This is a genomic window from Roseovarius sp. B-10 (genome assembly GCF_056859295.1).
Window position 1 is genome coordinate 136,712 of the sequence record NZ_JBSXOE010000038.1, and the last position, 20,857, is coordinate 157,568.

Annotated in this window: 20 protein-coding genes; 6 read left to right on the forward strand and 14 right to left on the reverse strand. The window is 65.6% G+C overall.

The features are described from left to right. Positions 1-41: 41 nt before the first annotated feature. The 6 genes from AC13D8_RS15450 to AC13D8_RS15475 form a co-directional block, all read right to left on the reverse strand. The gene (locus tag AC13D8_RS15450) at positions 42-467 is read right to left on the reverse strand and encodes a F0F1 ATP synthase subunit epsilon (protein WP_482969567.1); all 426 of its coding nucleotides are present in this window, start codon (positions 465-467) and stop codon (positions 42-44) included. Positions 468-518: 51 nt separating this feature from the next. Beyond that, entirely contained in the window at positions 519-1,943 is a 1,425-nt protein-coding gene (gene atpD, locus AC13D8_RS15455) for a F0F1 ATP synthase subunit beta (protein ID WP_129432698.1), read from the reverse strand. A gap of 20 nt (positions 1,944-1,963) precedes the next feature. Next, positions 1,964-2,839, reverse strand: a complete 876-nt coding sequence (locus tag AC13D8_RS15460) for a F0F1 ATP synthase subunit gamma (RefSeq protein ID WP_129432699.1) — start codon at positions 2,837-2,839, stop codon at positions 1,964-1,966. A 15-nt stretch (positions 2,840-2,854) separates the two neighbouring features. Then, positions 2,855-4,393 carry a F0F1 ATP synthase subunit alpha gene (gene atpA, locus AC13D8_RS15465; protein ID WP_482969568.1) on the reverse strand — a complete coding sequence of 513 codons (1,539 nt, stop codon included), beginning with the start codon at positions 4,391-4,393 and terminating at the stop codon, positions 2,855-2,857. After that, a complete protein-coding gene (locus AC13D8_RS15470) occupies positions 4,394-4,960 on the reverse strand; it encodes a F0F1 ATP synthase subunit delta (protein WP_482969684.1) in 567 nt (188 codons plus the stop codon). A 274-nt stretch (positions 4,961-5,234) separates the two neighbouring features. Then, positions 5,235-6,263: a ribose-phosphate pyrophosphokinase gene (locus AC13D8_RS15475; RefSeq protein ID WP_104019800.1), complete on the reverse strand. Its 1,029-nt coding sequence runs from the start codon at positions 6,261-6,263 to the stop codon at positions 5,235-5,237. 104 nt (positions 6,264-6,367) lie between these two features. Between AC13D8_RS15475 and AC13D8_RS15480 the strand changes: the two genes are divergently transcribed. Beyond that, positions 6,368-6,967, forward strand: a complete 600-nt coding sequence (locus AC13D8_RS15480) for a DsbA family protein (RefSeq protein ID WP_482969569.1) — start codon at positions 6,368-6,370, stop codon at positions 6,965-6,967. 3 nt (positions 6,968-6,970) lie between these two features. Continuing rightward, positions 6,971-7,807, forward strand: coding sequence for an alpha/beta fold hydrolase (locus tag AC13D8_RS15485; RefSeq protein WP_482969570.1), 837 nt, complete (start codon positions 6,971-6,973; stop codon positions 7,805-7,807). On the opposite strand, the gene AC13D8_RS15490 is transcribed toward AC13D8_RS15485, so the two are convergent. The 5 genes from AC13D8_RS15490 to AC13D8_RS15510 all read right to left on the reverse strand — a co-directional run bounded on the left by AC13D8_RS15490 (position 7,764) and on the right by AC13D8_RS15510 (position 13,576). Next, entirely contained in the window at positions 7,764-8,738 is a 975-nt protein-coding gene (locus tag AC13D8_RS15490; protein WP_482969571.1) for a glutathione S-transferase family protein, read from the reverse strand. The two genes, AC13D8_RS15485 and AC13D8_RS15490, sit on opposite strands and share 44 nt — an antisense overlap. A 99-nt stretch (positions 8,739-8,837) precedes the next feature. Continuing rightward, positions 8,838-11,081, reverse strand: coding sequence for a phosphoenolpyruvate--protein phosphotransferase (ptsP, locus tag AC13D8_RS15495; protein ID WP_482969572.1), 2,244 nt, complete (start codon positions 11,079-11,081; stop codon positions 8,838-8,840). Between the two features lie 67 nt (positions 11,082-11,148). Continuing rightward, a complete protein-coding gene (locus tag AC13D8_RS15500; protein WP_482969573.1) occupies positions 11,149-12,387 on the reverse strand; it encodes an aspartate kinase in 1,239 nt (412 codons plus the stop codon). Between the two features lie 116 nt (positions 12,388-12,503). Next, on the reverse strand, positions 12,504-13,151 hold the full coding sequence (locus AC13D8_RS15505; protein ID WP_482969574.1) for an SDR family NAD(P)-dependent oxidoreductase: 648 nt from the start codon (positions 13,149-13,151) through the stop codon (positions 12,504-12,506). An 8-nt stretch (positions 13,152-13,159) separates the two neighbouring features. After that, on the reverse strand, positions 13,160-13,576 hold the full coding sequence (locus AC13D8_RS15510; protein ID WP_129432708.1) for a DUF1178 family protein: 417 nt from the start codon (positions 13,574-13,576) through the stop codon (positions 13,160-13,162). Between the two features lie 216 nt (positions 13,577-13,792). Here AC13D8_RS15510 and hemP point away from each other — a divergent pair, with 216 nt between their 5' ends. Genes hemP through bfr form a run of 4 tightly spaced genes read left to right on the forward strand, consistent with a single transcriptional unit; the run spans position 13,793 to position 15,173 of the window. Further along, the gene (gene hemP, locus AC13D8_RS15515; RefSeq protein ID WP_482969575.1) at positions 13,793-13,957 is read left to right on the forward strand and encodes a hemin uptake protein HemP; all 165 of its coding nucleotides are present in this window, start codon (positions 13,793-13,795) and stop codon (positions 13,955-13,957) included. Further along, entirely contained in the window at positions 13,954-14,427 is a 474-nt protein-coding gene (locus tag AC13D8_RS15520) for a hypothetical protein (protein WP_482969576.1), read from the forward strand. Before hemP ends, AC13D8_RS15520 begins: the two co-directional genes overlap by 4 nt. A gap of 19 nt (positions 14,428-14,446) precedes the next feature. After that, the gene (locus AC13D8_RS15525; RefSeq protein WP_129432711.1) at positions 14,447-14,740 is read left to right on the forward strand and encodes a (2Fe-2S)-binding protein; all 294 of its coding nucleotides are present in this window, start codon (positions 14,447-14,449) and stop codon (positions 14,738-14,740) included. Next, positions 14,688-15,173: a bacterioferritin gene (gene bfr / locus AC13D8_RS15530; protein ID WP_482969577.1), complete on the forward strand. Its 486-nt coding sequence runs from the start codon at positions 14,688-14,690 to the stop codon at positions 15,171-15,173. The genes AC13D8_RS15525 and bfr overlap by 53 nt, the downstream gene beginning before the upstream one ends. Before the next feature lie 18 nt (positions 15,174-15,191). Here the strand turns inward: bfr and AC13D8_RS15535 are convergent, their stop codons facing one another. The 3 genes from AC13D8_RS15535 to AC13D8_RS15545 all read right to left on the reverse strand — a co-directional run bounded on the left by AC13D8_RS15535 (position 15,192) and on the right by AC13D8_RS15545 (position 20,797). Beyond that, complete coding sequence (locus AC13D8_RS15535) at positions 15,192-17,102, reverse strand: cation:proton antiporter domain-containing protein (protein WP_482969578.1); 1,911 nt, start codon at positions 17,100-17,102, stop codon at positions 15,192-15,194. 36 nt (positions 17,103-17,138) lie between these two features. Further along, positions 17,139-19,388 carry a hypothetical protein gene (locus AC13D8_RS15540; RefSeq protein ID WP_482969579.1) on the reverse strand — a complete coding sequence of 750 codons (2,250 nt, stop codon included), beginning with the start codon at positions 19,386-19,388 and terminating at the stop codon, positions 17,139-17,141. A 128-nt stretch (positions 19,389-19,516) separates the two neighbouring features. Then, on the reverse strand, positions 19,517-20,797 hold the full coding sequence (locus AC13D8_RS15545) for an O-acetylhomoserine aminocarboxypropyltransferase/cysteine synthase family protein (protein WP_482969580.1): 1,281 nt from the start codon (positions 20,795-20,797) through the stop codon (positions 19,517-19,519). Positions 20,798-20,857 lie beyond the last annotated feature (60 nt).

The following is a 20,857-nucleotide window of genomic DNA, read 5'->3' on the forward strand; positions in this document are numbered from 1 at the left end:
CCGCACGTGGCAGCCCTTTTTCGCTGTGAACCTGTCCAATCTCAGTTGGGCGACATGCCGATGTGATCGCCCACGGCCACCATGTCGTGCAGAAGCTTGGTGGCATCGTCGATAAGACCATGCTCGTCGGCGTTCTGTTCCTTCACGCGGTTGAGGCGCTCGGTCGCTTCGTCCACCATCGACTGGAAGTCTTCTTTCGTCACGTCCGCGCGCGGCAAGGCACGCTCGGCCAGGACCGAGATGCTCTGGCCGTTGATTTCGGCGAAACCGCCGGTGACGACGTATTCCTTGTCGCCATCGGCTCCCGATACCCGGACGATGCCGGGGCGCAGCGTCGTGATGAGCGGTGCGTGATCGGGCAGGGCCGTCATGTCGCCCTCGGCACCGGGAATCAGCACCTCGCGCGCCTCCACCGAAGCGAGAAGACGCTCGGGGCTCACGAGATCGAATTGCACTGTCTCAGCCATATCGGCCTCCTCTTGTGGCAGATGGCGGGCCGATGGCCCGCCGCGCGGCGCTTAGGCAGCGGCTGCGGCCATCTTCTCTGCCTTGGCAACCACGTCGTCGATACCGCCCACCATGTAGAAGGCCCCCTCCGGCAGGTGGTCGTATTCGCCCGCGACCACGGCCTTGAACGATTTGATCGTCTCTTCAAGCGGCACCTGGATGCCGTCGGAGCCGGTGAACACCTTGGCCACGTCGAAGGGCTGCGACAGGAAGCGCTGGAGCTTGCGGGCGCGGGCCACGGTCAGCTTGTCCTCTTCGCTGAGCTCGTCCATCCCGAGGATGGCGATGATGTCCTGAAGCGCCTTGTAGCGCTGCAGGATGCCCTGCACGTCGCGCGCGACCTGGTAGTGCTCCTCGCCCACGATCTGCGGGTCCATCAGGCGCGAGTTGGAGTCGAGCGGGTCCACGGCGGGGTAGATGCCGAGCTCGGAAATCGCACGCGACAGCACCGTGGTGGCGTCGAGGTGGGCGAAGGTCGTCGCCGGGGCCGGGTCAGTAAGGTCGTCCGCAGGCACGTAGACGGCCTGAATGGACGTGATCGAGCCCTGCTTTGTCGAGGTGATGCGTTCCTGCATCTGGCCCATGTCGGTGGCCAGCGTCGGCTGGTAGCCCACGGCCGAGGGGATGCGGCCCAGAAGCGCCGACACCTCGGAACCCGCCTGCGTGAAGCGGAAGATGTTGTCGACGAAGAACAGAACGTCGGTGCCCGACTGATCGCGGAACTGCTCGGCCAGCGTCAGGCCGGTCAGCGCGACACGGGCGCGGGCCCCCGGCGGCTCGTTCATCTGGCCGTAGACGAGGGCCACCTGGCTTTCCTCGAGGTTGTCGGGCTTGATGACGTTGGATTCGATCATCTCGTGGTAGAGGTCGTTGCCCTCGCGTGTCCGCTCGCCGACACCGGCGAACACCGAGTAGCCCGAGTGCACCTTGGCAATGTTGTTGATCAGTTCCATGATGAGAACCGTCTTGCCCACGCCGGCGCCGCCGAACAGGCCGATCTTGCCGCCCTTGGCGTAGGGAGCGAGCAGGTCCACCACCTTGATGCCGGTCTCGAGGATTTCGCTCTCGGTCGACTGTTCGTCGAATTCCGGTGCGGGTTGGTGGATGGCGCGGGTCTCGTCGGCGTTGACCGGGCCCTGTTCGTCCACCGGCTCGCCAACCACGTTGATGATGCGGCCCAGCGTGGCATTGCCCACCGGCACCGAGATCGGCGAACCGCTGTCCGTCACCTCCTGCCCGCGCACAAGACCCTCGGTCGCGTCCATCGCGATGGTGCGCACGGTATTCTCGCCGAGGTGTTGCGCAACCTCCAGGATCAGCTTCTTGCCGTGGTTGTCGGTTTCCAGCGCGTTCAGGATCGCGGGCAGGTGGTCGCCGAACTGAACGTCCACCACGGCACCGATGACCTGAGTCACTTTGCCTTTTGCGTTTGCCATGTTTCGTCTCCGGTTTGTCTTTACAGCGCTTCCGCGCCGGAAATGATTTCAATCAGCTCGTTGGTGATCACGGCCTGGCGCGAGCGGTTGTACTCGATGGTCAACTTGTCGATCATCTCGCCCGCGTTGCGGGTCGCGTTGTCCATCGCCGACATCCGTGCCCCCTGTTCCGAGGCCCCGTTTTCAAGCAGCGCGCTGAAGATCTGCGTGGCGACGGCGCGCGGCAGAAGCTCTGTGAGGATCGCGTTCTCGTCGGGTTCGAAGTCGTAGAAGGTGCCGGTATCGACATCCTCCGCGTCTCCGGTATCGACGGGAACGATCTGCTGTTTGGTCGGGATCTGGGTGACCACATTCTGGAACTGCGAGTAGAAGATCTTGGCCACGTCGAACTCGCCCGCGTCGAAACGGCTGAGCACGTTGGCCGCGACGGTCTGTGCATCGGCATAGCCCACGCGCTTTACCTCGGTCATGTCGACATGATCGACGAAGTACTGACCGTAGTCGCGCTTCATCGCGTCGCGGCCCTTCTTGCCAACGGTGATGATCTTTACCGTCTTGCCCTGCGCCAGCAGGTCGGCGGCATCGGCCTTGGCGAGCTTGGCGATGTTGGCGTTGAAGCCGCCGCACAGCCCACGTTCGGCGGTCATCACCACCAGCAGGTGCACCTTGTCGTCGCCGGTGCCCCTGAGCAGGGGCGGCGCATTCTCGGCGTCACCCACGGATGCGGCCAGCTTGGCCATCACCGCGTTGAACCGCTCGGTGTAGGGCCGCGACATTTCCGCGGCCTCCTGCGCGCGGCGAAGCTTCGCCGCGGCAACCATCTGCATGGCCTTGGTGATCTTGCGGGTCGATTTGACCGACGCGATCCTGTTTTTCAGGTCCTTGAGATTCGGCATTGCCTTATCTCCCCCTTAAGCGAAGTCGGCGGCGTATTCGTCCAGCGCAGCCTTGATCTTGTCCTCGGCCTCACCCTTGATCTTGGGATCCTCCTTGGTGATGTAGTCCAGGAGGTCCTGATGCTTGCCGCGCAGGTGCTTGAGCAGCCCCTGCTCGAACCGGCCCACATCGCCCACGGGCATCTTGTCGAGATAGCCTTTGGTGCCGGCGTAGATGACGCACACGATCTCGGCGTTGGAGAGCGGTGAATACTGCGCCTGCTTCATCAGTTCGGTCAGGCGCGCACCGCGGTTGAGCAGCTGTTGCGTGGCGGCGTCGAGGTCCGATCCGAACTGCGCGAAGGCCGCCATCTCGCGATACTGCGCAAGCTCGAGCTTGACCGGCCCCGCGACCGATTTCATCGCGTTGGTCTGTGCCGAGCCGCCAACGCGGCTGACCGAAAGGCCGGTGTTCACGGCCGGGCGGATACCCTGGTAAAACAGGTCCGTCTCGAGGAAAATCTGGCCGTCGGTGATCGAGATCACGTTGGTCGGGATAAAGGCCGAGATGTCGCCGGCCTGCGTCTCGATGATCGGCAGAGCGGTGAGCGAGCCCGAACCGTTTTCCTCGTTGAGCTTGGCCGAACGTTCCAGCAGGCGAGAGTGGAGGTAGAACACGTCGCCCGGATAGGCCTCGCGCCCCGGCGGGCGACGCAGAAGCAGCGACATCTGGCGATAGGCCACCGCCTGTTTCGACAGGTCATCGTAGATGATGAGCGCGTGACGCCCGTTGTCGCGGAAATGCTCGGCCATCGCGGTGGCGGAGTAGGGCGCGAGGAACTGCATCGGTGCGGGGTCGGACGCGGTGGCGGCTACGACGATCGAATACTCGATCGCGCCGCTTTCCTCGAGCTTCTTCACGAGCTGCGCCACGGTCGAGCGCTTCTGGCCGACGGCGACATAGACGCAGTAGAGCTTCTTGCCCTCGTCGTCGCCCGCGGCTTCGTTGTAGGATTTCTGGTTCAGGATCGTGTCGAGCGCCACGGCGGTTTTGCCGGTCTGGCGGTCGCCGATGATGAGCTCGCGCTGGCCGCGACCGATCGGGATCATCGCGTCCACCGACTTGAGGCCCGTGGCCATCGGCTCGTGCACCGATTTGCGGGGGATGATGCCCGGCGCCTTGACGTCGGCGAGGCCGCGCGTGTCGGACTTGATCGGACCCTTGCCATCGAGCGGGTTGCCGAGGCCATCGACGACCCGGCCCAGAAGCCCGTCACCGATCGGCACGTCCACGATGGACTTGGTGCGCTTGACGGTGTCGCCTTCCTTGATGTCGCGGTCCGAGCCGAAGATCACGACACCCACGTTGTCGCTCTCGAGGTTGAGGGCCATGCCCATCACGCCGCCCGGAAACTCCACCAGCTCGCCGGCCTGCACGTTGTCCAGTCCGTGCACGCGTGCGATCCCGTCACCCACGGACAGCACCCGACCGATCTCGGCGACCTCGGCCTCCTCGCCGAAATTCTTGATCTGGTCCTTCAGGATCGCAGAAATCTCTGATGCTTGGATACCCATTTATCCGACCTCTTTCATTGCATTCTGGAGGGAATCGAGCCGCGAGCGGATCGAGGTGTCGATCATCTTCGAGCCCACTTTTACGACAAGACCGCCGATGAGGCTTTCATCGACGGTCGTTTTCAGTTTCACATCGCGCCCGATGCGCGCCTTGAGCGTTTTCGCGAGATTGTCGGACTGAGCCTTGCTCAGCGCCTTCGCGCTGGTCACTTCGGCCTTCACCTCGCCCTTGTCTTCGGCGATCATCTCGCCAAGCTGGGCTATGAGCTGCGGCAGCACGAAAAGCCTGCGCTTGGCCGCCATCAGGCCGAGCCCGTTTTTCAGTTCCGGGACGAGCCCCATCTTGTCTGCGACCGCGACGATGCCTGCCCCTTGCTCGGCACGGCTCAACACCGGCGAGCCGACGAGCGCGCGCAAATCCGCGCTGGCATCGAGTGCTGCGGAGAGATCATCGAGATTGGCCTCGAGCGCGGCGAGCGACTTGGCCGCCTTCGCGAGCTCGAAGATGGCGGTGGCATAGCGCGCGGCGATGCCGGATGAAATCGAAGCTGGTTCGGACACGTCCACCCTTCCGATAATCTGGCCCCGGTTGAACCCGCTTGACGCAAGGTCGCGACCGGGGGCGTTGTCATACGATGAGACTTGCGAAACACCGAAATTCGGCTGGGGTGTAGCAGAGGCTTTGCTGTCGGGCAAGCGGCTTCGAAACGATTGTATACTGTAGAATACCGCTTCCTTTCAAGGACTTGAACCCGCTGCGACCGAATGCACACCCCACCCTATGCAAAAAAGACCGTTTTCCGCACTGTTTTACCCAGCCAAACAGCCCGAGATTCCCCGTCTATCGCCCCGGATCCCGGACCAGCAGCCCCTCGTAGATCGGCTCCAGCGACGATGCCTCGAACAGCGATGACACGCTCGTGCCGTTCCAGATGTTCAGGATCGCCTGTGCGAAGATGGGCGCAGTGGGTACGATACGGATATTGGGAGTGGCGGCCACAGCCTCGGTGGGCTGGATCGTGTCGGTGATGACCATCGACTTGAGCTTGGAATTGGTGATCCGCTCCACCGCGGGTCCGGACATGACACCGTGGGTGGTATAGGCATGGACCTCGCGCGCGCCGTTCTCCAGCAGAATCTCGGCGGCCTTGCACATGGTGCCGGCCGTGTCGCACATGTCATCGATGATGATGCAGATCTTGTCGGTCACGTCGCCGATGACCGTCATCTCGGCAACCTCACCCGCCTTTTCCCGGCGCTTGTCCACGATAGAGAGGGGCGCGTTGATCCGCTTGGCCAGCTCACGCGCCCGCGCCACCCCGCCCACGTCGGGTGAGACGATCATCACATCGTCCAGCGCGTCAGTGAATTGTGCCTTGATATCGAGCGCGAAGACCGGTGAGGCGTAGAGATTGTCCACCGGGATGTCGAAGAAGCCCTGTATCTGCGCGGCGTGCAGATCCATCGTCAGCACCCGCTCGATGCCTGCACCAACAATCATGTTGGCCACCAGCTTCGCCGAGATGGGTGTGCGCGCCTTGGTGCGGCGGTCCTGTCTCGCATAGCCGAAATAGGGAATGACCGCCGTGATCCGCCGTGCCGAGGACCGGCGCAGCGTGTCTGCCATGATGAGCAACTCCATCAGGTTGTCGTTGGCGGGCTTCGACGTGGGCTGGATGATGAACATGTCTTCGCCGCGCACGTTCTCGAAGACCTCGACGAACACCTCCTGATCGTTGAACCGCTCTACCCGCGCGTCCACCAGCCCGACGGTCTTGCCGCGATGCATGGACATGCGGCGTGCGATGGCCTTGGACAAGGGCATGTTGGCATTGCCCGAAATCAGCTTCGGTTCGGTATTGGCAGGCATGGCGATGTTCCCGGGATTGTCTCTATGACAGATTCGTGATGTTGCGCCTCGCTTAGCATGGCCCTACCGTCGCGCAAACCTGTGCCGCAACGGAGAGTGCCGAAATGACCCATATCGACTATTATTTCTCCACCCTGTCGCCTTTTGCCTATCTCGCCGGGGATGGGCTTGAACGGATCGCCGCGCGCCACGGGGCGGATGTGACCTACAAGCCGCTCGACATCATGGCGCTGTTCGCGCGTACCGGAGGCACGCCGCCAGCCGAGCGCCACCCCTCGCGCAATGTCTACCGCGCGCAGGAACTGGCCCGACAGGCCACAAAGCGCGGCATGGCCCTGAACCTCAAGCCCGCGCATTGGCCGACCAACCCGGCGCCGTCGTCCTACGCGATCATCGCCGCGCAGAACGCGGGCGGCGGCGATACCGGGGCGCTGGTGCAAAGCGTGCTGCGCGCGTGCTGGGCCGAGGAGCGCGACATCGCCGAGGACGCGGTGGTGCGCGACTGCCTCGAGCGGGCGGGCTTTGACCCGGCGCTCGCCGATAGCGGGCTTCTGAGCGGCGCCGAGACCTATGCCGCCAATCTCGAGGAGGCGGTCGAGGCGGGGGTATTCGGCTCGCCTTTCTACGTGGTGGATAGCGGCCAGATGTTCTGGGGACAGGACCGGCTGGAGGATCTCGACATGCATCTCGACGGTCGACTCTGACCCATGCCCCGCGACCTGCGCGCGGGGCGCGCGACGCATTGGCAGATGATGGGACAGGGCGCGCGCCCGGGCCTCGCCATCCACTGCTCGCTCGGCCATGCAGGTAGCTGGGTCGCTCTTGGACGTGACCTGTCCGACCTGCTGACGATCACCGCCTTCGACCTGCCCGGCCACGGGCTGAGCGCGCCGTGGGACGGGGCGGGCGAGATACAGGCTGCGAGCACCGCCATCGCCGCCGCTTTCCTCGATGGTCCCGCCGATATCATCGGCCATTCCTTCGGCGCGACGGTGGCGTTGCGACTGGCGGTCGAGTACCCGCATCTTGTGCGCTCGCTGAGCCTTTATGAGCCGGTGTTCTTTGCCGTTGCGCTGGCCGACCGGCCCGATTTGCGCGCGGGTCACGAGGCGGAGATGGCCGCGTTCCGGGCGGGGATGGAGGCAGACGACATGGCGGCTGCGGCCCACGGGTTCCTCTCGGTCTGGGGTGGCGGCGAGGGCCTTGACGCATTGCCCCCGGCGATCCGCGACCGCATGGCCGCGCAGATGCCGCTCATAGCGGCAGCCGACGCGGCGCTGTACGAAGATGCTGGCGGGATGCTGGCATCGGGCGCGCTGACGCGAATCGAGGCCCCGGTGCTGCTGATGGAGGGCGTGCGCTCTCCTGTGATCATCACCGCGATCAATGACGGCCTCGCCGCGCGCCTGCCAGAGGCGATGCGCGCGCGCATCGGTGGGGCCGGGCACATGGGGCCGATCACCCATCCGCGCGCGGTGTCCGACGCGATCCGTGTCTTTCTCAGCCCCGCTCGTGTGGCGCGTCGTAATCCAGAACCGGGTTGATCGGGATGATCCGGTGCGGGTTCACCGTCTCGTGGCTGTAGTGGTAATGGCGCACGATATGGTCGAAATTCACCGTCTCGCGCACGCCGGGCCATTGGTAGAGTTCGCGCACGTAGCCCCAGAGGTTGGGGTAATCGATGATGCGCTTTCGGTTGCATTTGAAATGCAGGTGATAGACCGGGTCGAACCGGATCAGCGTGGTAAAGAGCCGCCAGTCCGCCTCGGTCAGCCGGTCACCCATCAGGTAGCGGTTTTCCGACAGGCGCTCCTCCAGCCAGTCGAGACTGTCGAAGAGCGGATAGACGGCCGCCTCGTAGGCCTCTTGCGTGGTGGCAAAGCCGGATTTGTAGACACCGTTGTTGACGGTGTCGTAGATGCGCGCGTTGATCGGCTCGATGGCATCGCGGAGATCTTCAGGCCAGTAGTCGTCGGTATTGCCGGTGATCCCGTCAAATGCCGAGTTGAACATGCGGATGATCTCGGAGCTTTCGTTCGACACGATGGTCTCGCGCTCCCGATCCCAAAGGATTGGCACCGTCACGCGACCCGAGATGCCGGGATCGGCCTTGAGATAGATGTCGCGGGCGTATGGCAGCCCATAGAGCCGGTCGCCGGTGGCCCCGGGATAGTCGGTGCGGAATTCCCAGCCATCCGAGAGCATGTCGGGATGCACGACAGAGAAGCCGATATGATCCCCGATCCCCTTCAGCGCACGAAAGATCAGGGTGCGATGCGCCCAGGGGCAGGCATACGCGACGTATAGGTGATAGCGGCCACTCTCGGCCTTGAAGCCGCCCTCGCCCGAAGGCCCCGGTGCGCCGTCCGACGTGATCCAGTTGCGGAATTTCGCCGTGGAGCGCACGAATTTGCCGCCATGCGCGGCGGTGTCGTACCATGTGTCTTCCCACACACCGTTGACCAGTTGTCCCATGCTCGGCCCTCCTTTGATTGCAAGGTAGGACCGATGCCCGGGGTGCAGTAGCCCCGGGGCCGCGCAGGCGACGTGCGGGGGCGCACAGGCGACCTGATGTCAGAGCTTGGAGCGCAGGTAGGCGGTTGCCGCGGGGCGCAGATTATCCGAGCCACGGCTGCGTTCCTCGTGCAGGATGTCGCGCAATTCGTTCAGGTTGGTCCGCCGCAGCAGGCTCTTGACCGGGCCGATGGACGCGGGCCGCATCGACAGCGTCCGAAACCCCAGGGCCGTCAGGCAGGCCGCCTCGATCGGGCGCCCGGCATCCTCGCCGCAGAAACTCAGCCGCGTGCCCAGCGTGGCACAGCGATAGACGATGCCCTCGAGGAAGTTTAGATAGCTCATGTCGAGCGTGTCGTAACGGCGGCGTACCCGCTCGTTCTCGCGGTCGGCGGCAAAGAAGAACTGCTTGAGATCGTTGCCGCCGACCGAGAGAAAATCCACCTCGTTATAGAACGCGTCCGGCGCGAAGGCGATCGAGGGGGTCTCGAGCATGGCCCCCACCTCGATCTCGCTCGGCAGCGGATGGCCGAGGATGCGCTCGCGCTCCAGCGCCTTGTCCATCTCGGCGCGGGCGGCGCGGAACTCGTCGTGCTGCGCCACGAATGGAAACATCACCGACAACGGCCGCCCCTGCGCGCCGCGAATGAGCGCCTGAAGCTGCATCCTCATCACGCCCGGTTTTTCCAGCGCTACGCGCACCGCGCGCCAGCCCATCGCCGGGTTGGGCTCGTCCGTGGCCTTCATGTAGGGCAGCACCTTGTCCGAGCCGATGTCGAGTGTGCGAAACACCACGCGGCGGCCTTTGGCGGCGTCCATAACGCGGCCATAGAGCGCACTCAGCTCGGCGCGCTTGGGCATGTGGCTGCGGATGAGGAACTGCAATTCCGTGCGGAACAGACCGACGCCCTCGGCGCCCGAGCCTTCGAGGCTGGGCAGGTCGGCCATGAGCCCCGCGTTCATCTTGAGCGTGATATGCGTACCGCACAGCGTGTCGGCCGGTTTCTCACGAATCGAGGCATAGCGCTCCTGCGCCTTGGCCTGCATTGCCATCTTGTCGCGAAACGCGGCCGTCACCGCATCGTCGGGTCGCAGGTGCACGATGCCCTGATCGCCGTCCACGAGGATCGAATCGCCGTTGAGCGCCTCGGTGGTGACTCGTCCGGCATGGATGACCAGCGGGATTGCAAGCGCGCGCGCCACGATCGCGGCATGCGAGCCGACCGCGCCTTCCTCCAGCACGATGCCGCGCAGGCTGCGCCCGTAATCGAGCAACTCCGCGGGGCCGATATTGCGCGCAACGAGGATCGGGTCGGCGGGGATTTCGGCCCCGGTCTCGTGGCCCTGTCCGGTGAGGATGCGCAGCAGGCGGTTACTGAGGTCGTCGAGGTCGTGCAACCGCTCGCGCAGGTAGGCGTCGTTGACCTGCGTCATGCGCGCGCGCGCGGCGGATTGCTCCTTTTCCACCGCCGCTTCCGCAGACAGGCCGCTGTCTATATTGGCCTCCATCCGGCGCATCCAGCCCTTGGAGTTGGCGAACATCCGATAGGCTTCGAGCACATCGAGCTGTTCCTTGTCGCCGCCTTGCGCCGAATCGAGCATCCGGTCGACGCCCACACGCAGCGTCTCGACGGCCTCGTGCAGGCGCTCCATCTCGCGGGCGGGGTCCTCGGCGATCGGGTTGGTCACCACCACGCGCGGCTCGTGCAGCCAGACATGGCCTCGTGCCGCGCCCTCCTGAGCGCTCGCGCCGCGGAACATCACCGGCCGGCTGTGCAGCGCGGTCATCGCCGCGCCCTCGCCCACGAAGGCCCCGAGTTCGGCCATCTCGGCGAGCACCATCGCGACTACTTCGAGCGCGTAGATCTCGTCTTCGGAGAATCGCCTCGCCTGCTTCGACTGTGTCACCAGCACGCCGAGCTTCTCGCCCAGCCGCTGGATGGGCACGCCGACGAAGGAGGAATACGCCTCCTCGCCGGTCTCGGGCATGTAGCGAAAGCCGGGGGCCGAGGGCGCGTCATCGGTGTTGATGACGTTGCCCGACCGCGCCACTCGCCCGACAAGGCCCTCGCCCAGCCGCAGCCGGGTCTGGTGGACGGATTCGGCCTTGAGCCCCTCGGTGGCGCACAGTTCGAGCGTGTCCACGTCGCGGAACAGGTAGATCGAGCAGACCTCGGCGCGCATCTCCTCGGCGATGAGCCGGGTGATGCGATCGAGCCGCGTTTGCCCGCCGCCCTCCTCGGCCATGATCGAGCGCAGGCGCCCGAGCATCTGGCGGCTGTCGGTCTTCAACGTCACGCTCATCACGCCTTGCCCCCCGGGGCCGGTTCAGAGGCGACCGTCCTGCCGCGCTTTGGCGTCGGGTCCGGCGTCAGGCCACCTTATCGAGATCAAACGCATCATGCAGGGCCTGAACCGCGAGTTCCATATATTTCCGGTCGATCAGAACGGAAATCTTGATCTCTGAGGTTGCAATGACCTTGATGTTGATTCCTTCGTCACAAAGCGTCTGGAACATCTTGGCCGCCACGCCGGACTGGCTGCGCATCCCGATGCCCACGGCAGAAACCTTGGCCACGTCGGTATCGGCGATCAGGTCGTGATAGTTGATCTCGCCCGCTTCCTTGGCCGCGTTGAGCGCCTTTTCCGCGCGCCGCACCTGATCGGTGGGGCAGGAAAAGGTCATGTCGGTGCGGCCTTCTTCGGCGATGTTCTGGATGATCATGTCGACGTTCACGCCGGCCTCGGCCAGCGGGCCGAAGATCGCCGCTGCGATGCCGGGGCGGTCGGCGACCGATACGAGGGTCATCTTCGCTTCCTCGCGGGAATAGGCGATGCCGCTGACAATATTGGATTCCATGATTTCCTCCTCGGCACAGACAAGCGTGCCTGCCTCGTCGCTTTGTTCTTCGAAACTCGACAGCACCCGCAGCTTGACATTGTAGCGCATCGCGAGCTCGACGGAACGGGTTTGAAGCACCTTGGCCCCGAGCGAGGCCAATTCCAGCATCTCCTCAAACGCGATCCGGTCGAGCTTGCGCGCCTTGGCGCTGATGCGCGGATCGGTAGTGTAGACCCCGTCCACGTCGGTGTAGATATCGCAGCGCTCTGCACCGAAGGCCGCGGCGAAGGCAACGGCCGTGGTGTCCGAGCCGCCGCGACCCAGCGTGGTGATGCGGCCCTCGGGGCTGATCCCCTGGAAGCCCGCGACCACGGCGACACGCATGCCCTCGGCGAACTTTGCGGTGATGTTGTCGGGCGGAATGTCCTCGATCCGCGCGGCGGAGTGCGCGGCGTTCGTCTTCAGCGGCACCTGCCAGCCCTGCCAGCTTCTCGCCGGGATATCCATCTCCTGCAAGGTGAGTGCCATCAGCCCGGCGGTCACGTTCTCGCCCGAACTAACCACGGCATCATATTCGCGCGCGTCGTAGAGCGGCGAGATCTCGCCAACCCAGCCCACAAGCTCGTTGGTCTTGCCCGACATGGCCGAGACGATGACGATCACGTCATAGCCCTTGGCCACCTCGACGCCCACGCGCTTGGCGGCCCGGCGGATGCGGTCGATATTGGCGACGGACGTGCCGCCGAATTTCATCACGAGAACGGGCATGGCGCGAGACCTGAAGCGAAAACTCGCGCGCGGTTTACGCGCGGGCAGATGTGGGCGCAAGGGGGCAGGTGTCGCGGGCGAGGGGCGTGCCTGGGTAGGATTCCGGCCCCACCCGGTCAATAAGGGTAATCGCGCCCGTCCCACGTCTGGAAACAGCCGGTAGAGGCCTTGTCGAGCGCATCGAACCGCGCGATCAGCCCCTCGGCGGCCTCGTCCACCGAGATATCCGCCACGTCGCCGCCCATGTCGGTGCGTACCCAGCCCGGGTGATAGATGCCTACGGCGATACCCTCCGGAGCGAGGTCGGTGGCGAGGTTGCGCCCGAGATTGAGCGCCGCCGCCTTGGAAGCGCGGTAGATATAGCTGCCGCCCGGCGCACGCGTGTGGCTTGCCATCTGGCTGGAGATGATGGCGATGCGCGCGCCTTGCGCCGCGCGCAGGTTGGTCAGCAGCGCCTGCACGGTCAGGAACACACCGGTGACGTTGGTGGCAAAGGTTTCCGCCCACATCGAGGCAGGATAGCCCGTGTCGAGTGCTTGCCCCTTGTCGGGATAGATGCCCGCGTTGCACACCACCAGATCGACCGCACGCCCGCCGAGATGCGCGGCGAGGTCTTCAAAGTCCTCCGCCCGGGTCACGTCGAGCGCGACGAGGCCGCCGCCACCCCGGCGCGACGTGCCGGTGACCGTGTGCCCGTCCGCCCGGTAGCGTTTCGCGAGTTCCGCGCCGATGCCGCGTGACGCGCCCGTGATGACGACATGCATGGGCACCCTCAGTTCGTTTTGCGGCGCGGGGAAAACGGCAGGGGGGCGACCGGGATACCATCCTCGATCAGGCGCCTTGCCTCCTCGGGCCGTGCCTCGCCATAGATGGCGCGCTCGGGCAGGTGCCCGTCATGCATGTCGCGCGCCTCTTGTGCGAATTGCGGCCCCACATAATCCGCATTGGCCTCGACCTTGCGGCGCAGGGCGGCGATCGCCTGTTCGGCGCTGCCCGGCTGAGCCGCGAGCGACCGATCGTCGCGCCCTCCCTGAACCTGCGGTGTCATCAGCGCCTTCTCGACCCGTGCGGATCCGCAGACCGCGCACGCCACCATGCCGGTCTCGCACAGCCGGTCAAAGGCCGACGCGGACTGGAACCAACTGTCGAAGCGGTGCCCCTGCTCACATTTCAGAGTGAATTTTATCATGCCCCGCACGCCCGTTTTTCTGCGCTATAGTTATCCCGGTGGGCGAGAAGATCAAGCGCCAGAAATATGATAAAAAGAATCGGAATTGACATTTCTGACTATTTCACTCAGCTTGTGAGTGCCAAGCCAATCCACCACGGTCAGCCCGGCATCTTGCACCCGAGAGCGGGACCGCGCAACGCGCGCCCCGCCGCCCGAGCGAATGGAGACCTTGACATGATCCGTGCCCAGATCGGAGCCGGCCACAGCCTCTTGGCAGAGGCCGCCTGCCACGACGCCCGCGACCTTACCGAGGGCGGCAATACCGCCTATATCGTCCTCGACGGACAAACCTACACCCTGCGCATCACCCGCGCGGGCAAACTGATCCTGACGAAATGAAACATGCTCGCGACCTCTCCGGCGAACTGCCCGTGGCGGCCATGCAGGGTATGGAGCCGCTTGCAGCACTTGTCATCGGGGCCCTGCGTGGCTGGAACCGCGGCGGCGCGGGGGCGGCGCTCGTCACCCTGCGCGCGCAAATGACCGAGGGGCAGGCGGCAGCCGCCATGGCGGCAATGTGCGATCTTGCCGGCATCCTCGGTGCCGCGCGGCGGCGTCCGCTTGCCTGCCATGCGCCGGAATGCCCCTGTGTGGGCGCGGACGAGGCGACATTCGCCCGCTTTGTTCGCGAGGCGGCGCTGGGCGAGCGCGAGGAGGCGCTCCTGCTCGCGAGCCTGATGGTCGATGGACCGGCCATCACCGGCTTGACAGACGCGGCGCAGCGCTTCGGTCTGCATCTCTACCGCGCCACGCTGCGAGATGCTGCGGCGTTCGCAGCCGCCCGCCCCGCAGGGACCACTCTACACTGAGAAAAAGGACTGCCGCACGATGATCGTCTGCCACTGCATGGCCATCACCGATACCGATATCCGGCGCGCCGTCGACTGGATGCGCGCCTCCGATCCCGAGACGGTCATCACTCCGGGCAAGGTCTATCGCGCGCTGGGCAAGCGCGCCGATTGCGGTGGATGTCTGCCGCTTTTCATTGACACCATGAGCGAGCAGTCTACGCTCGCTGTCCCCATGCACCTGCGCGCCCTGCGGCGCGCACCCACACAGGGAGACCTCCATGAAAGGCGACCAGAAGGTAATCGACTATCTCAACAAGGCGCTCAGGAGTGAACTGACCGCCGTCAGCCAGTACTGGCTGCACTATCGCTTGCAAGAGGATTGGGGATACGGAAAGATCGCGGCAAAATCCCGCGAGGAGAGCATCGAGGAGATGCACCACGCCGACAAGCTGATCGAGCGGATCATCTTTCTCGGCGGTCACCCCAACCTGCAAAAGCTCGACCCGCTGCGCATCGGCCAGACCCTGCGAGAGACGCTCGACGCCGATCTCGCGGCGGAGAACGAGGCCCGCACGCTCTATATCGAGGCCCGCAATCATTGCGAGAGCGTGGGCGACTATGTCTCCAAGAACCTGTTCGAAGAGTTGATCGCGGATGAGGAGGGCCATATCGACTTTCTCGAAACGCAGATCGACCTGTTCGACAGCCTCGGAGCCGAGCGCTACGGCCTGCTCAACGCCAGTCCCGCCGACAGCGCCGAGTGATCGGCCCAGAGCCGCGCCTCAGTCTTCGCCGCGCTCATGTGGTGCGGCGGAGCTTTCCTCGAGCTGGGTGAGCAGCATCGTCTGCAAATCCGCCTCGAGTTCTCTTGCCCGCGCGATGTAGGCAGCATTCTCGAACGTCGGCACGTCCGGATCCCACAGCGCGGCCAGTTCGCGCACTGACTGCCGGTCGTGCTGGTAAAACAGCTTCTCTGCTTCTGCCGCCTCGAATTCCGTCAGCCCGACATTCTCCAGCACGTATCGACCGGCCCGCAGCGATCCGTCAAAGACCTCGCGCACGATGTCGTTGGCCCCCGCCTTATAGAGGCGGAAAACATGGGTGCGGTCGCGCGCCCGCGCCACGATGTGCAGGTCGGGCCGCTCGCGCCGGGCGAATGAAACGAGCCGCACGCAGGCATCTGGGTCATCGAGCGCGGCGACGAGAACGCGTGCCTCGCCGATGCCCGCCGCGTGTAGCAGGTCGGGCCGCGTCGGATCGCCGAAGAAGCCCTTGACGCCAAAGCGGCGCATCCTCTGGATCGCCATCAGGTCGTTGTCGAGCACCACCGTGTCGAAACCGCTCGACCGCACCAGCCGGTTGACGACCTGTCCGAACCGCCCGATCCCGGCGATGATGACCTGCCCGGTGCGGTCGATCTCGTCGGCCTCGGGTGTCGCGGCAGCGGTCGCCATGTGCCATGACATCCTGTCGAAGAGCAGGAACAGCAGCGGCGTGATGAGCATGGTCAGGGCGATCACCAGCAGCAGGATCTCCCCCATGCCGCGCGGCAGCACGTTTTGTTGATTCGAGAACGCGACCAGCACGAAGCCGAATTCGCCGGCCTGCGCCAGCGACAGGGTGAACAGCCACAGATCGCGTCCGCGCAGCGCGAAGGCCCGGCCAAGCACGTAGAGGATCGCCCCCTTGGTCAGGATCAGCCCGCCCGCGAGCCCCAGCACGAGGAAGGGCGCGCCCTGCAGCACGCTGAAATCCATCCCCGCTCCGACGGTTATGAAGAACAGGCCCAGCAGCAGCCCCTTGAACGGCGCAAGGTCGCTTTCCAGTTCGTGGCGAAACTCGCTGTTGGCCAGCACGACGCCCGCGAGGAATGCGCCAAGCGCGGGCGACAGGCCCACGAGCATCATCAGGAACGAGATTCCCACCACGATCAGCAGCGCGAGCGCCGTGTACATCTCGCGTAGCCGCGCGGTGTGGATGAAGCGAAAGACTGGTCGCGTGAGGTAGACACCGGCCAGGATGATCGCCGCCACCGCTGCCACCGTCACCAGCGTCGCCGCCCAGCCCGGCAGGCTGGCGATGAAGTTCTGCGCCGCCTCGTGTGGGGCCGCCTCGGTGACCGTGTGTGCATTTTCCGCGCGCTCACGCGCGGCGGCAAAGACCATGTCCATCGTGCGCGGCAGTGCCAGCAGCGGCAGCAGGGCCAGTATCGGGATCACCGCTATGTCCTGCGTCAGCAGCACCGAAAAGGCCGAGCGCCCGCCGCCGGTCTGCATCAATCCCTTCTCGTTGAGGGTCTGCAACACGATTGCTGTCGAGGACAGCGCCAGCGCCAAGCCGACGGCCAGCGCCACCGTCCACACCTGCCCTAGCCAGAGGCCGCCGAGCATGATCGCGGCGGTGGTCAGCCCGATCTGAAGCCCCCCAAGCCCCAGAAGCCGGTGGCGCATATCCCATAGCGCGCGCGGCTCCAGCTCGAGCCCGATAAGGAACAGCATCAGGACCACGCCGAATTCGGCCATGTGCTGCAACTCGGCGGTCTCATACCCGCCGACCAGCCCGAGGACCGGACCGATCGCGATCCCGGCAGCGAGGTATCCCAGCACCGAGCCGAAGCCGAGCTGCGCCGCCAGCGGCACGGCGACGACCATCGCCACCAGGAGTATCGTTGCCTGAAACAGAACCCCTTCCATCGCCCGGCCCTCGTTTTGTGTGCGCCCTTTGGCCCCTTAGCCCCGGGGCATCCGCAGCACCACGCTGCGGCCGCTCTTGCTGTAGCGCAGCTCCGTATCGCCGATGGCCAGGACCCGACCGCCGTCGATCCGGTCACCGACCTGCACCTTGCGGTATCGCCCGTTCGACAGGCGGACAAGGGCGCGCCGGTTCGATGGCGTACCGTAGACGCCGATGAGGTTTACCTGTCGCAGATTGATTGCATTGCGCACGGTCGCGCGCTGAGCGATCGAGGCGGAGGTCGGGATGGTCGGTCCCGCCGCGGCGGTACGGCGTGGCGTCGCTTCGCGCGCAATCGTCTTGGGCCGCAGCCGTGGCTTGAGCGATTCGGTCACGGTCTCGTCGGTTGCCTCGGCCACCGCCGCCGCCACCGCTTCCGCGTCGGCACGCGCGATTGTCTCTGCCGGGCGGGTTCGTGGGCGCAGCGTCGCCAGCTCGGTCCGCGAGCGCCCGCCAAGGGCACCGCGCTCGTGCTCTTCGACCAGCGTTTCGGGCCGCAGCCGCGGGCGGATACCCGACAGGTTCTCGCGCGCCTCTGCCGCCTCGTCCGTCGGGGTGAGCCCGGGAAGGGGCACGGCGCGCGGCGGCGTTTCCGGAGGGAGAACAGGGGGCGGGCCGGCAACGACGCGAACGCCCTCGGGCGTGAGCGCCCCCTCCGGCGTTGCGCGCACGAGGCCGCGCGCGTCGAGTTCGAATGTCCTGCCCGGCGGCGGCGGCAGAGCGGGTCGCGGCGGCACGAGATCGGCTGCGAGCGCGCGCGCTTGTGGTAGCGCGACGGCGTCACCGAGGTTCACCTGTTTGTCGATCGAGGTCTGGTAAAAGGTGTCAAGGCTCCCGGTTCTCGGCTCGTCCGGTGCCTCTGGTGCCGAGGGCCAGATGCCCGTGGCGGCATAGCGGGCCCGGGCCTCCTCGGGGGTGCGCGGTGCCGTCCAGCCGCCTGCCGCACCCTCCGCGCCGGGAATCTCGGCGGGTCCGGTCTCGTCGTCCTTGTCTGTGGCGGGGTCTTCGGGGGCGGACAGGGTGGCGACGTCGGGCTCACGGGGCACCGGTGCCGGCTCAGGCGCGTCGGGACCGGTATCTGCAGGTTCCGTTTCCGCTGTGTCTGCCGATGGCTGCGAGCCGGTGCTCTCCAGTTCGGGGATGTCGGGCGTCACCGCGACCTGCGGCTCGCCCCCGCGCAGCAGCTTGCCCAACCCCGACTCGGGAAAGATCGCGGCCCATGTCGCCACGCCGATCAGGGCGATCAGCAAGGCTGCCGTGAGCATGAGTCCCAGGAAACCCGGCTTTTTTCGGCGCGCATCTGCCGTGCTACGTGCGCCGAATATGGTCAGCCGTTCGGCCTCGTCGGCTTGTGTCAGTGACGCTGCGCCGGCCTTTGTCGCGGCCGGGTCAGGGCCTGGCGCTCCGGTGGTATCGGTCGGGCCGGTATCGGCCTTCGGTGCCTTGTGCCGCGGCTTCGGGGTCGTGGTCCTGTCGGTCGCGGGGCCGAGCGTGGGGGCGTCGTCGCGCGGCACTAGACTGGCATGCGCAGCCCCGCTGATGGCACGCGCGTCCGCGTCGGGCAGGGGGATTGGCGTAATGCGCGCCACCCCCTCAAGCCGCGGCGCGGTCTTGGGGGGCATGCCGCGTTCGGCGCGCACGCTTGAAAAGGAAAAGGTCTCCGGCACCGGTTCGTCGGCAACGGCCTCATCCGTCTCGACCACCGGAAGCGCGCCGAGACGTTTCAGCGGGCCGGTATCACGCTCGACAGGGCCAGAGGCCTCGGCTTTCTCGGTCATGCCGAAGAATGGCTCGCCCTCGTAGATATTCTGGTCGGGGTCGGCCACGAAGCAGATCGGGTTCAAACCGTGCTCGATGGCGAAACTTTCCGCTTCTTCCAGCGTCTCTCGTGCGACGGCGGCGATGTAGAGCCGCTTGCCGCTCACGGTCCAGTCGTAGGCGAGATCGTCCAGTGCGTAGGGTGTGGCCCCGTCCAGCGCGTCGGCCGCCGCCGCATCGTGATCGCCGTGGGGTGCAGAGGCCTCGGGAATGTCGAGATAGCGGATTTGCTCGTCTGGAATGACGAGCTTGGTGCGCATTCCCGCGGGATCGAGCGTGTTCGCCTTCTTGCGCAGCGCCGCGAGATCGTCGCTCAGCGATGGCGAGTCGAGCGCCACCTCGCCGACGACGTGCCACCCCGCCTCTCCCGCGCGATGCAGGAGCGCAATTCCGTCGAACGTCAGGTCGAGGGCGAAATTTGGTTTCATCGGGTTCGTCTTACCACGCGCACGCCACCACCGGGAGTCTCAAGAGCGTCTTCGAGCCTGACGCGGTGGCGCGCGGTGGTCAACCGGCGGAACCGCGCGCATACCCCCGCGCGGCCGCGTCGCCCCCGTCAGCCGGAGGCGCGCGCAAGCGCCTGATCGAGATCGGCGACCAGGTCGTCGGCATCCTCGATCCCGATGGAAATCCGCACCACGTTCGGCGCGGCCCCCGCCGCGACCTGCTGTTCCTCGGTCAACTGCCGGTGCGTGGTCGAGGCGGAATGGATCACGAGACTGCGCGTGTCGCCAAGATTGGCGACATGGCTGAACAGATCGAGGCTGTCCACCAGCCGCACGCAGGCGTCGTAGCCGCCCTTGAGCGCCACGGTGAACAGCCCGCCCGCCCCCTTGGGGCAGATCCGCGCCACACGGTCGTGCCAGGGCGACGAGGGCAGCCCGGCATAGGTCACACTTTCGACCGCCGGGTGACTCTCGAGCCAGCCCGCGACCTTCTCGGCGTTCTCGCAATGGCGCTGCATCCGCAGGCTGAGCGTTTCGATCCCGAGAAGCGTGTAATGTGCCGCCTGCGGGTTGAGGGTCATGCCGAGGTCGCGCAGCCCCACGGCGATGCCGTGAAAGGTGAACGCAAGCGGCCCGAAGGTCTCGTGGAACTTGAGCCCGTGATAGGCGGGTTCGGGCTCGCTCAGCGAGGGGAACTTGCCCGAGGCCGACCAGTCGAAATTGCCCGAATCCACCACGCACCCGCCGGTCACCGTGCCGTTGCCGGTGAGGAACTTGGTCATCGAATGCACCACCAGCGTCGCGCCGTGCTCGATGGGGCGGCACAGGTAGGGGGTGGCGGACGTGTTATCGACGATGAGCGGCAGCCCCGCCTCGTCCGCGAGTCCCGCCACGGCATCGAGATCGGCGATGTGCCCGCCCGGGTTGGCGATCGACTCGCAGAATATCGCGCGCGTGTTGTCGTCGATGGCTGCGCGGATGGCGTCGGCGTCGTCGATGTCGACGAATTTCGCCTCCCAGCCGAAGCGCCTGATCGTCTGGCTGAACTGCGTGATCGACCCGCCATAGAGCCGGGTTGAGACCACCACGTTGAACCCCGGCCCCATCAGCGGGAAAAGCGCCATGATCTGCGCCGCGTGCCCCGACGAGCAGCACACCGCGCCCGCGCCGCCCTCGAGCGTGGCGACACGTTCCTGCAGGGCGGCCACGGTGGGGTTGGTCAGGCGCGAGTAGATGTATCCCACTTCCTGCAGGTTGAAGAGCGCCGCCGCGTGCTCGGCATCGCGGAACACGTAGGCGGTCGTCTGGTAGATTGGCACCTGACGGGCGCCGGTCGCCGGGTCGGGGCGTGCGCCCGCATGAATCTGCAACGTGTCGAAACCATAGGTCATCTCGGGGCTCCTCCCTTCGGAAATACTTGAAAACCGGGTTACGGCATTGAAAGGTGCCCC